This window comes from Paenibacillus phoenicis (genome assembly GCF_034718895.1).
Classification (GTDB): domain Bacteria; phylum Bacillota; class Bacilli; order Paenibacillales; family Paenibacillaceae; genus Fontibacillus; species Fontibacillus phoenicis.
Genome location: NZ_JAYERP010000001.1, coordinates 3,009,724 through 3,022,192 on the forward strand (window position 1 = coordinate 3,009,724; position 12,469 = coordinate 3,022,192).

A 12,469-nucleotide genomic window follows, 5' to 3' on the forward strand; every position below is an offset into this window, starting at 1 on the left:
TTCACCCTTTAATTGACCCGACGTAGACACCTTTAACAAAATACTTCTGCAAGAACGGATACACGCACAAAATCGGAACCGTGGATACAACGATCGCGCAATATTTCACCAGTTCCCGGAATGCGGTCGAGCTCTGAGCACTGTCGATGACGACGCCTCCTGCACTGCCGATCGTGGTTGCCGTGGAATCGTTGGCGACCAAAATTTCCTTCATTAATAGCTGCAGCGGGAACAGCTCCCGATCCTTCAGCAAGACCATCGCGTTAAACCAGGAGTTCCAGTTCCCCACCAGATAGTACAGAAAAATAACGGCCAACGTCGCCTTGGACAGCGGCAGAATCACCCGGATCAAGATGGCAGCCTGGCTTGCCCCATCGATCGTTGCCGCCTCTTCCAGCTCTGCCGGCAGCGACTGGAAGCTGGTTCTTAAGATAATGATATTCCACGTGTTCAGCGCGGTCGGCAAGATCAGCGCCCACAGGTTGTTATATAAATGGATATCTTTCATTAATAGAAACCAGGGAATCAACCCGCCGCCAAAGAACATCGTGATCGTAATCAGAATCATGATGAAATTTTTGAAATAGAGATCTTTTCTCGACAGGACAAAAGCGCCCATGATCGTCATGACCATATTCACCAACGTGCCTAACCCTACGTAGATGATCGTATTTTTATAACCAACCAGCAGGCTGTTGTCCTTAAAGACCAGCTTATATCCGTCCAGCGTAAATCCAAGCGGCTTCAACAAAAGTCCGCTGTGTGCCATCAGCGCCGTCGGGTTGCTGACCGAGGCCAGCAAAATATGCAGCAAGGGATAGAAGCAAATTAGCGTAATCGCGGTGAGCATCATGTAGTTCATGACGTCAAACACGCGATCCCCGGTCGTCATAGGCTTCCAGTGTCGTCGTTTCAGCTTTTTGCGACTGGACATGGTCATCCCCCTTTCTACCATAAGCTCACTTCCGAAGTACGCCGGGCGATTCGGTTCGTCGCCCACAGCAGCGCAAAGTTGATCACGGCGCTAAACAAGCCAACCGCGGTGGAGAAGCTGAGGCTGGCTTCCCGTAAGCCCCTTCGATAGACATAAGAAGCGATGACGTCTGCCGTATCGTAAATGAGAGGGTTGTAAAGCAAAATAATCTTCTCGTATCCGGACGCCATCAATCCGCCAATCGCAAAAATAAACAGAATCACGATAATCGGCGTAATTTGCGGCAGCGTAATGTACCACATCTTTTTGACTCGACCGATTCCGTCAATCTCGGCTGCCTCATACAAAGCAGGATCGATCGAACTCATCGCGGCCAGATAAATGATGCTGTCCCAGCCGATGTTCTGCCAAATCCCGGAAAACGTATAGATCGGCCTAAAAAAGCCGGAGTATCCGAGCAGCGAGGTGTAGTCCTTGCCCGTGATCCATTGCAACACTTGCGTAACAATGCCTTCATCCGCCGTGAAGATATGAATGATCCCGCACACGACCACCAAAGAGATAAAATGGGGCATATAGGTGATCGTTTGTACGGTTTTTTTGAACTTCCCGTCGCGAATTTCATTCAGCAGCAACGCCAAAATGATCGGTGCCGTAAATCCAAACACGATCCCCCACACATTAAGGAGAAGCGTATTCTTGGTCACCCTCCAGAAGTACGGCCCCTGAAAGAACTCTATGAAATGCTTCAAACCAACCCATTCGCTTTGAGCAAACCCAAGCAACGGCTTATAATCCTTAAACGCGATAAGCACTCCCCACATCGGACCGTAACAAAAAACCAGGAACCAAGCGACAACCGGAAGGGCCAGCAAATAAACAAACCAGTTTTTTCTCAGATCTTTTTTGATCCTGGTTCGCGTGCTGTTTGGCTTCGGAGCCTCTGAGGAAGGAGCGATTTTTCTTGATTTACGGACGATCTCCATGAACGTATCACCTACTCTTCTTATTCCGAATTCTCTGAAACAATAACGAGGGGCCCAAGCTTAACCAGCCCCGGTCACCCTCGTTATATTTCTTGCTCGATCTTTAGGCCAAACGGCGATTATCTGCTGTTGTAACGATCCAATGCTGCCTGATGAATGCTCAGGAATTCGTCCAACCCCATCTTCTTAGCTTCTTCTAAGAACTTGTCGTACGCGTCCACCGGCAACTCGCCTTTGATGATCTTGGCAAAATATTCACCCCGGAGCGTAGACAACTGGTTCCCCAGTTCCGCCTCCCGTGAAGCTTCCTCTTTCGTAAACGAAATCGGAGGCATAGCCGCGCTCGTATCCATGTTCTCGGTCCAATATTTCCGAATTTCGCCGGAGTAGCTGCCTTTCGCTACGATCAGCGGGTTGGAGTTATGCTCGTCGCGAATGTCCGGCCAAATATGTCTGCGATATTTATCGAGTGCCACTGCTACCGGCTGGCCATCCGGATCATTGTACATGTAGCTGTTCTCTGGATAATAAGGCTTGCCGTTCTCATCAATGAGGTGAACCGTGCCGTATTCTCCGTAGTTATAGATTTCCCAGCCCTTCTTGGTGTAGGCGAAATCCAACCAGGCCATGGCCGCTTCGACGTTATCACATTGGGTGGTGATGGCAGCCTCTGTACCTGTTCGCTTAAAGTTCTTGTACGTTGTTGCGGATTGATCCCCCTTGTTCAGCACAGGGTTCAGCGCGCCAACAAAATCGATATCATTTTGTTCCTTCCAATAGCTCCACATCGTGTCCGGCGAATCCATCATAACCGCGGTCTTGTCGGAAATGGCGCTGGCCATTCTTTGGTTGAAGTCAGCCGTTGCCCAGTCTTTGTTGAGCAGCCCTTCTTTGTTCCATTGCTGCATCATGGCCAGGTATTCCTTGGCCTTCGGTTGTGCTGGACCCCAGGCTACTTTGCCATTGCTGTCCACGAAGGTCCAATCCCACACGCCATAAGCGCCGTTTAAAATCCCGGTAAAGATCTGACCATAGTTTGATCCGTAGTTCAGCGGCTCGCTGTACCCCACTTCCTTCGCTTTGGTCAGGAAGGTGTGCCATTCATCAATCGTTTCAGGCACCGGAAGCCCTGTCTTATCCAGCGCTTCCTGCTTGATCAGCATCCCGAACCACATCCATTCCGAATAAGGAGCAATGCCGTAGAAACCAAGCAGTTTGCCGCTGTCGGTGACCGTCGTTTTTCTTCTCGTCTCGTCAGAATTGCGCCAAGCCGTATAGTTCGGAGCATACTTCTCCATCAAATCGGTCAGATCCAAATACGCTCCATCGTTAACGCCCGCCTCAAAGCCTCCAGGGTACCGGCCAGGCTCAATGATGATATCCGGCAAATCTCCGGAGGACATCATCAAGGTAAAGGCATCCGCTTCCTGCCCTACCGGCGGAGTGATGAAGTTGACTTTAATCCCCGTCAGCTTCTCCACTTGCTTCTGGATCGCGTGGTTGTTCATATCCGGGATGTTGCGATTCGCAGGCATCCAGACATCCAGCGTCACTTCTTCTTTGAAAGGGTAAGCAGAGTAGTCGTTTGGAATTTTCTCATCAAAAATATCACCCAGATACGTATCGTTGAGCGTCGTATTCACTTCGTTGATTTGCTCTGGAGTCGGAGATGTATTCCCGCGAATATCCTGACTGATGTCGGCAAACGTGGTTTCCTTCTTCTGTGGCTCCTCGGTAGCATTCTCGCTGGTGTTATTGCCTACGTCAGCCTTTTTCGAACCGCCCCCGCTGCAAGCCGTAATCATGGAGACCGCAAGAATAAAAACAAACAGAAAACTTAAGATACGCTTTGACTTGTTATTCATATGAACCTCCCGATTATTGATTTCAAACGCAACAACCCCCGATATTTCCGCTTGCACTCATCGCCCTTTTCGGATCGGTTCAACCCCCTCTGTCATCAAATGACTCACCGCGAAATTATATTATTGTTTTATTACAATAATTTTGTATCTTTTCGTTGATTATAATCCCCGTTCGACGTGATGTCAACGCTTTCATTTACGAAGATAACGATTTTTTTAATAAAATAACTTGTTGTTTCAAATCAAACTATTAGTTTCAAAAAAACTGTAATTAATTTCGCACCCTTTATTCTCCGGCAGGCCGCGGGATCGGCACCCCCGTGCCGACAGGAACCCCGAAATCCGGCATTCCGTTTGCTTTCCAACCAAATTTTTGGAGTCTTGTGCTGCGGGGAGAACCAGCGGAGCGGGGTTGCTCGGCTTCCGAGTAATCGTACGCATGGTAAACGATCCAATCCTCGGAGCCGTCGGGAGATACGGTAAAGCTGTTATGCCCCGGGGCATAGACCCCGGCGGAAGGATTTTTTGCAAAGACCGGGCCGTCTTCCTTGATCCAGGAGTTCGCATCAAGCAGATCTGCGGTCTCCGGGATTCGCGTTATGCCTAAACAGTAATCATCCGACCACGTTGCGCTCGCCGAGAAGACAAGGAAGATCCAACCGTTGCGCCGCAACAAGACAGGGCCTTCGTTAATCGCCATCCCGCCTTGCTTCTCCCACGGCTCCGTTGGGGCTGTAATCAGCACGTTTGGACCGGTTAACGTCCAAGGATTGGTCATTCGAGCAGCGTAAACCGCTGAGCCGTAATCCGGAAAATGGCCATAACCGGAATAAAAGAAATACAACTCCCCTTGATGTTGGATGACAGTTCCGTCTAACCCTGGGAACTCCGTGTTCACCACGCTTTTAAACTGCCACTCATCGTTCATCGGATCATCGCCCGCAAGTTCAAGCACGCAGATGCGTCGCGTTGCGTCCCCGCCGCCGTCATTAGCTGTATAGTAGATATACCAGCGTCCATCGATGAGATGCAGTTCCGGCGCCCACAGATTGAAGGAATAGGGGCCGTTTGGCTCAGGCGTCCACACGGTCTTCGGTTGAACATTCCCAAGTCCGCTCAAGGTTGGACTGTGCCAAAGAGCGATGCGGTCGCCCAAGGTCACCATCATGTAATAGCTTCCATCAGGATGCCGAATGACCCAAGGATCCGCACCATTTGACAGGATCGGATTAACAAACGTTTGATTCTCCATCGTTATCCCTCCTAAGTACGAGATATCGTCCTAAAGTGATAGTAAAGTATTGTTTTATTACAAACATTTTACTTCGTTTTCATCACAATAATCGGTTATTCGGCGAATGTCAACGTTTACATTTTGGGGAGCAGCACAAAAAAGCTTATGTCCGCGCATCCTTGGGTGACATAAAAACCATGGATTCTCAGCCATACGAAATCACTCCTAAACCAGTTAAGTTAAAAAACGCTAATCTGGATTAAACGTTTTTCTACTAAAATATTATTCTACAGAGATTAAATAGAATAATAGCGAATAACTATTAAAGTAATATTTTCGAGCCTAATTTGACAACACCAAGCAGAATGTTTATTATTAATTATGGAAATTTTATTTAATATGAGCAAAAAAAGGGGGGGAATTTAATGCAAAAACTCCCGTGGTTAATAAGTATACTGGCATGCTTCCTATTGCTCATCACTGGTTGTAATGAACCCCAGCCTAAAACTGATGATGCGATGAAAACAGCCGAAGCCTATAAAACGACCGAATATAAAGTTGACTTTACTGAGGATCTGTTGTCTGCCGAATCCATTCAGAAGCGAAACGAAGCGATCAAACCTTTTTTAACGGAATCGTTTTACGAAAAACAGGTTAACAATCGAATCACCATTTTACCTTTAAGAGTTGCTGCGGATACGCAGCTGTCCATCAAACCTGATGATTTGCAAACCCGCATTAAAGCGCAAGACGAGAACAATGTCACCATCGAATACACTGTAAATCTACTACTGACAAACTCGGAAGGCCGCGAAAGCAACCGAGTTCCGTTAGAAGGCGAGTTGATGATGACTTTCGTAAACGAGCGATGGCTGGTGCAATATGACGACTTTAATGTCCAAGTCTTCATGAAATTGATTTCCGAAAAATAGGCTCCAGCTGTCCTAGTGCATAAGCCATAAATAAAACCCTACTTTCCGCGTATATGGAAAATAGGGTTTTATTATTATAACGATGATTGAAGAACAGCCTCCCGCTTCAATATCGCGATTCCGTTGACCGGCAGCTCGATTGTGCCGCTTACGGTCAAGCCGGTTTCGGCGTCTGTATAGCTCCTGCGGTCGAGCTCGACGCGAACGGCGCGGCCGGAGAAATTTTGCACGAAGACGTAATCGTGCTGACCGTCCGTGCGCAGCTGGGCAGTCACTCCCGCCGGCAGGTCGGTATCCAGCGCCCGGCGCACGCCGGCATCTTGAACGAGCTTGCCGTAAAACGCCTCGTAGAAGGCGGGATCGCTGACGCGGGCGGCCAAATAGTAAGCTTTGCCTTGGCCCAGCTCGTTTAGCGTTAAGGCCGGCTTCCCTGCGTAAAAATCGTCGCGGTAGACGCCAAGGACCTTGGAGCCTTCCGCATGGATATGCTCGCACAGCTCATGAATCTCATAGGTCCCGCTGAAGCCTAGCGGATTCCCGTCTTCCAGAATCAACGCGTTACGGTCATGGTCATGCAGGCCGTCGATTTCCTCTGCCCATACTCCAACCGCCTTGCGCAGCGGTCCCGGGAAGCCGGTCAGATGGCACAGGTCGTTCTCGTCGACGATGCCTGACCAATATGTGACGAACAAGGTACCGCCGTCCTTGACGAACTGCTCCAGCTTGGCTCCGGTTTCTTCCCGGATTAAGTATGCCATCGGTACGACCAGCAGTTTGTAACCGCTGAAGTCGTCAAACGAGCCGATGATGTCCGTTGGCACGCCCAGCTCCCACAAGGCGCGATACTGCTGCATGACGGTCTCTTCATAATGGATGCCTTTATTGCGTGGCCCTTGGGCGTCGTTGATCGCCCAGCGGTTATCCCAATCAAACAGGATGGCTGCTTCCGCTGGAACGGTGGTACCGAGGATCTCCGTTAACTCGGACAGTGTTTTACCAAGCGCAGCAACATCGGCGAACACGCGCGTGTGCTCATGGCCGACGTGGTCGATGACCGCGCCGTGGAATTTCTCGCTGGAGCCGCGGCTTTTTCGCCACTGGAAATATTGGACTGTGTCGGACCCGTGGGCCACTGCTTGCAGCGAGGACAGCTTGTGCATACCCGGCCGCTTCAGCTTGCTGACCGGCTGCCAGTTCGTCAGTGACGGCGTGCTCTCCATCAGCATAAACGGCTTCTGCTTCAAGGAGCGGAACAAGTCGTGGTTAAATGCAAACCAGGAAGCAACCCCCGCATCGGATTCGGCCTCATGCCACATCGGATAAGCGTCCCAGGAAATGACGTCCACAGCTTTCGCAAACTCGCGATAATCCAACCCGTAGAACAGGTCCATCATATTTACTGTGCAGGGCAAATCCGGATTGATTTGTTTGAGCGGCTTGATCTCATGCTTGTAGAAGTCGATCGTCTGGTCGGATACGAACCGGCGCCAGTCAAGGTTCTGTCCATGCACCATCATTTCGCCGTGAGGTGCCGGGGATTCCACCTGCGACCAGGAGGTGTACGTATGGCTCCAAAAGTTCGTCCACCAAGCGTGGTTGAGCGCTTCGAGCGTGCCATACTTCCGTTTCAACCAGTCGCGGAAAGCGTCTTGGCAGTAGTCGCAGTGGCATTCCCCGCCGTATTCGTTGGATACGTGCCACCCCACCACGGCCGGATGACTGGAATAGCGCTCCGCCAGCCGGGTGTTCATCTGCGTCACTTTTTCCCGATAGACTGGGGACGTAAAACAGTGGTTATGACGCATGCCGTGGAGGTTGCGCACCCGGTTCTTCTCAACGCGCAGCACTTCCGGGTACTTCTCTGACATCCAGGCCGGCCGAGCGCCGCTTGGCGTCGCCAACCAGGCGTAGATACCGTTCTCAGCAAACGTGTCCAGCACGCGGTCCAGCCATTCAAACCGGTAGACGCCTTCCTCCGGCTCTAGCGAAGCCCAGGAAAAGATCCCCACCGACATCACATTGCAATGGGCCAGCTTCATCAGCCGGATATCCTCCGCCAGCACCTGCGGATCATGGAGCCATTGGTCAGGGTTATAGTCGGCACCGTGCATAAAGACCGGCAGTTTGTCGCTGATTGGCGGAAACTTCATCGGTTTTGAGCTTCTACTCATAGGAATAACTCCTCTCCGTTTCTGATCTGTAATGAAGTAGATTGGTTTCTCACGTGCTACGAAATGTAAAAGTGCAGTCCATTTTCGCCAAATCGCCCTTTTCGAAGCCTTTCAACTGCAAAAGTGCAGTTGATTTCAGGGCAAACCGCCCATTTTAGCCTCCATCGTCTCCAATCAAATGTACTTTTGCATTTCACACGCCGAATGAAGAGGGTTTTTCGCAAAATCAAATGTACTTTTACAGTTCGACACACTCTCAAACGCTCTCCTGCCCCTTCAAACGTCACGATGAATGAAAAAGAGGGGACGGGCGTCCCCTCCTTTCACCCCCGCCTGCTTATTGGCCTTGGGCGGCAAGGAATGCGTCGATTTGGCTCTGCAGCTCTTGTTGAATCTTATCCAGACCGGCCGCCTTCAACTGTTTGTTCAGGTCGGCTTGGCCTTTCTCCAAGTCCTTGATCAGGCCGTATTCCAGCGGGATTGCATAACGCAGCATGACGTTACCTACGTTCGCTACTTCGTTCTTCACCTTGGTGTCGTCAAAGACGAAGGTTTCCAGCGGGAAGTGATAAACTTTAGACTGCCAATCCGCCAACATTTGATTGCCTTCTTCCGGATAGGAAGCGTCGGTGCGGTTCAGCAGTGAGTTCCAGCCCCATACGGAGTAGCCCGACAGGTTATAGTTGTTGAAGCTTGGTCCCGGATTGTATTTGTCATCGCCAACCGGCTCGTAGTGCTTGCCGGCGATGCCGTACATCGTCAGATCATGGATTTCCTTATCGTTCTGCAGCAGGTCAATCAGCATCAGCGAACGTTCGACGTTTTTAGACGTGGCATGAATCGCCAATCCGTTTTGCGTGGAAATCGCGCCGATTTTTTTCTTATCCGGCGTCAAATCGGCAACGGTGACTTCCATCTCCGGCTTGTCGCGGCGGATTTCGCCAACGTTGCTGGAGATCGTCCCCAGGTTTTGTGCATACGAGGACGTTTTGCCCGCTTTGATGTCCTGGAACACGTCGTTTTTGTTGCTCACGATGTTCTTCGACCAGCCGTTGTTATCAGCCAAGTCCTTATAATATTTGATCAGTTCGGTAAACTCCGGCGTATCGTACACGTTGAACACTTTCCCCGTCGCATCGTCCAATTTGTAAGCCAGCGGGAAGTTGTAATCCACCAGGTTCCATTCATTTTGTTGCTCCAGCAAAATTTGATCCAGCTCATGCCATTTCCAGCCGTCTGCCGGTTTCGCACCAAACGGGCTGATGCCTTTCTCGCCCGCCCCAATCGTTTTCAAATAAGCGGCATAGGTTTCCGGGCTGTTCACCGGTTCGAGATTGTACTTCTTGCGCAGGTCTTCGCGAATCAGGACAACCTTGTCGGTCACTTCCTGGTTGTTGTTTGGCACCATGTACAGCTTGCCGTTCACTTTTGCTTGATCCCAGGAGGCTTGCGGCATCGCTTCCCAGGTCTTCGGTGCGTAAGTCCGGAGCATTTCCTCGGTCAGCTCAAGGAATCCACCCTTTAACACCTGGTCATTGTAGAAAGCCCAGTTCGCGGTGTAAGCGATGTCAAAATCCTCGTTAGCTGCAAATTTCAATGGGTATTTCTGGGTCCAGTCGGCCCAATCCAAAAATTCGGTCTCAACGGTTGCGTTAATTTTCTCTTTCAGCAGCTTGTTCAGCTCGCCGTATACCTCGTCATAATCCGCCGGTTTGCTGCCGATCATCAACAGCTTCAGCGTAACTTCTTGAGACGTATCCACTGCCCCAGGGGTTGCCGTATTGGCCGACGCATTGTTCGAAGCTGCTGCGTTATTTGAAGCTGCGTCGTCCGGGGTGTTGGCGCTGCCTGCGTTATTGTTCCCGCCGCCGCAAGCGGATAGCAAAGTCATTAACGCCAGCACCATAGCCACAAGAAACGTTGTTTTCTTCTTCAGTTTCATGACGATTATTCCCCCTACAATTTTGATAGAAATAGTGAAATGAAAGGTCAAAAGGATCAGGTTTTTAGCACCGAGAAGGTTGGATGAAGCTAGGGACTGAGCAGCGCAGCGTAGCTGGAGGCTACGTGAGCAGCTAAAATCTTTCCGCAGGAAACATGCTTCGGAAGCATCTGCTTAGGCCCGGCTGAATTCAAGATTCGATGCCGATTCCTCTTCACGACCTACTTCGTGATAAAAAGATGATACTTTTGTGCCTCCTATATGTGATAACCGGGTTGCCCCGAGGTCACCCTTTGACAGCGCCAATCGTTAAGCCTTGCACGAAGTAACGTTGGATGAACGGATAGGCGATCATAATCGGTCCGGTGGCTACGATGGTCATCGCCATCTTTAAGCTCTCCGTCGGGATGTCCGAGGAGACGACGGCTCCTGCCGCCATCATCGCCTTGCGCATGCCGTCCATGTTGCCGAGCAAGCGGTACAAGTAATACTGCAGCGGCATCAGGTCGGAATTGGAGATAAACAAGAGCGCGTTATACCAGTCATTCCAGTAACCCAAGGCGATAAACAGCCCGATGGTGGCCAGCGCCGGCTTCGACAGCGGGATCACAAATTGCAAATAAATTTGGAAATCGCCCGCCCCGTCGATTTTTGCCGATTCGATAATCGCCTCCGGGATGCTGCTCATAAACGATTTCATCACGATGATGTAGAAGACGTTCATCAGCATCGGCAGAATCAGCACAAGCAGCGTATCCTTCAGATCCAGGTAGTTCACGATCAGCAAGTACCACGGGACAAGCCCGCCGCTGAACAGCGTCGTAAAGAAGAAGAAGAAAGAGAAGTGGCTGCGCCATTTAAAATCTTTGCGTGCCAACACATAGGCCGTCATCGAGGTCAAAAACAATCCAAACAGTGTGCCCAGCAAAGTGACGGAAATCGTCACGCCGTACGCCTTCAGCATTTCCTGCGGATACTTGAACAGAATACCGTAGGCTTCCAGCGAAAAGGACGCCGGGATCAGCTGGAACCCGTCCTCGATGATCTTACTCTCGTCCGTCAGCGAAGAAGATAGAACCAAAATGAAAGGAAAAAGACAAAACACCGCCAGCAAAGTCAAAGCAACATATCCGATCATCTGCAGCAGCAGACGGTCGATCGGTTTGCGTTTGGGAGCTGCCGGCTTCATGGCCGGCTGCAGATTGGGTGCCATCGTACTCATCAGCGTTAACCTCCACTCGTTTCATTCGTGTTGCCCCATCGCGGTTGTTTTTTACGCACCGTTTAGAACAAAGCACGGTCCTTATCGTATTTCCGCACGGCATAGTTCGCCAGCATAATCGTCGCGAAGCCCAAAATCGATTGATAGAATCCCGCCGCAGCGGACATCCCAATCTCGTTCGAGGTCGTGAGCATCCGGAACACGAAGGTGTCGATGACATCCGTTGAAGAGAACAGTAAGCCGTTGTTGCCAACCATGTTATAGAACATGCCGAAGTCCCCGCGGAAAATATTCCCGATCGCCAGCAGCACCAAAATGATGAGCGTCGGATAGAGGTTTGGAATCGTGATTTTGCGTATCCGTTGAAAGACGTTCGCCCCATCGATCTCGGCGGCTTCATACATCTCCGTATCAATGCTCGTGATCGCAGCCAGGTACATGATCGTTCCGTAACCAAGCGTCTTCCACGCCGATACGACGACGAGAATCACCGGCCAATAGGCGGCCGTGTTGTAAATATCAATCGGTTCGAGCCCGATCGCATTCAGAAGCACGTTGATCGTACCATAATCGTAGTTGAACAGGTTATATGCAATTGCACCAACGACGACCCAGGAGATAAAATACGGCAGGAACATCACCGTTTGCGTGATTTTGCGGAACCATTTCCCGGCCACCTCGAACAGCAGGATCGCGGCAAAAATTTGGATCGCGTTGTTCACCACAATAAATGCGATGTTATACAAAGCCGTATTGCGGGTAACCCGCCAAGCGTCCCCGGAGTCGAAGAAAAACCGGAAGTTGTCCAGCCCGTTCCAGGGGCTTCCGAACACCCCGCCTGTGTAGTTGTATTGTTTGAAAGCCAGGACGATCCCCGCCATCGGCACGTAGGCGAACAGCAGGAAGAACAGGACGGCCGGCGTCAGCATGAGCAGCAGAACCTTATACTTCTTCACGTCGTTCCAGAATCCGCTTCGCTTCATGTCTCGAACTCCCCTCTTGGTTGTCTCTATATCTCTCAGTATAGGGATGAGCGCCTGCTTGCGGGATTCAGTGAAACAACAAAAACTAATACAAATTCCACGATGACCCAAAAATTCAGAAAAAAAGAACCCCGCCTTCCGTAAATACGGAGTGACGAGGTCGGGCACAAGGGAGAAGGCTCACCAGTATTACCCAAACT

General features: G+C 50.5%; 9 protein-coding genes. 1 reads left to right on the forward strand and 8 read right to left on the reverse strand.

The window, feature by feature from the left end:
- Position 1: 1 nt before the first annotated feature.
- The 4 genes from U9M73_RS14325 to U9M73_RS14340 form a co-directional block, all read right to left on the reverse strand.
- A complete protein-coding gene (locus U9M73_RS14325; protein ID WP_323077783.1) occupies positions 2–934 on the reverse strand; it encodes a carbohydrate ABC transporter permease in 933 nt (310 codons plus the stop codon).
- 14 nt (positions 935–948) lie between these two features.
- Positions 949–1,920 (reverse strand): ABC transporter permease, encoded by a 972-nt coding sequence (locus tag U9M73_RS14330; RefSeq protein WP_009226507.1) that lies wholly within the window; start codon positions 1,918–1,920, stop codon positions 949–951.
- 119 nt (positions 1,921–2,039) lie between these two features.
- Positions 2,040–3,785, reverse strand: a complete 1,746-nt coding sequence (locus U9M73_RS14335; RefSeq protein ID WP_323077784.1) for an extracellular solute-binding protein — start codon at positions 3,783–3,785, stop codon at positions 2,040–2,042.
- A gap of 286 nt (positions 3,786–4,071) precedes the next feature.
- Entirely contained in the window at positions 4,072–5,037 is a 966-nt protein-coding gene (locus tag U9M73_RS14340) for a glycoside hydrolase family 43 protein (protein ID WP_323077785.1), read from the reverse strand.
- Positions 5,038–5,444: 407 nt separating this feature from the next.
- Here U9M73_RS14340 and U9M73_RS14345 point away from each other — a divergent pair, with 407 nt between their 5' ends.
- Positions 5,445–5,951 carry a hypothetical protein gene (locus tag U9M73_RS14345; protein ID WP_016310776.1) on the forward strand — a complete coding sequence of 169 codons (507 nt, stop codon included), beginning with the start codon at positions 5,445–5,447 and terminating at the stop codon, positions 5,949–5,951.
- Between the two features lie 74 nt (positions 5,952–6,025).
- Here U9M73_RS14345 and U9M73_RS14350 read toward each other — a convergent pair whose 3' ends face one another.
- From U9M73_RS14350 to U9M73_RS14365, 4 genes are all read right to left on the reverse strand, one after another.
- The gene (locus U9M73_RS14350; protein ID WP_016310775.1) at positions 6,026–8,122 is read right to left on the reverse strand and encodes a beta-galactosidase; all 2,097 of its coding nucleotides are present in this window, start codon (positions 8,120–8,122) and stop codon (positions 6,026–6,028) included.
- Between the two features lie 337 nt (positions 8,123–8,459).
- Positions 8,460–10,064: an ABC transporter substrate-binding protein gene (locus U9M73_RS14355; RefSeq protein WP_009226512.1), complete on the reverse strand. Its 1,605-nt coding sequence runs from the start codon at positions 10,062–10,064 to the stop codon at positions 8,460–8,462.
- Positions 10,065–10,350: 286 nt separating this feature from the next.
- The gene (locus U9M73_RS14360; RefSeq protein WP_036624457.1) at positions 10,351–11,253 is read right to left on the reverse strand and encodes a carbohydrate ABC transporter permease; all 903 of its coding nucleotides are present in this window, start codon (positions 11,251–11,253) and stop codon (positions 10,351–10,353) included.
- A gap of 95 nt (positions 11,254–11,348) precedes the next feature.
- Positions 11,349–12,269, reverse strand: a complete 921-nt coding sequence (locus tag U9M73_RS14365) for an ABC transporter permease (protein WP_009226514.1) — start codon at positions 12,267–12,269, stop codon at positions 11,349–11,351.
- Between the last annotated feature and the right edge of the window lie 200 nt (positions 12,270–12,469).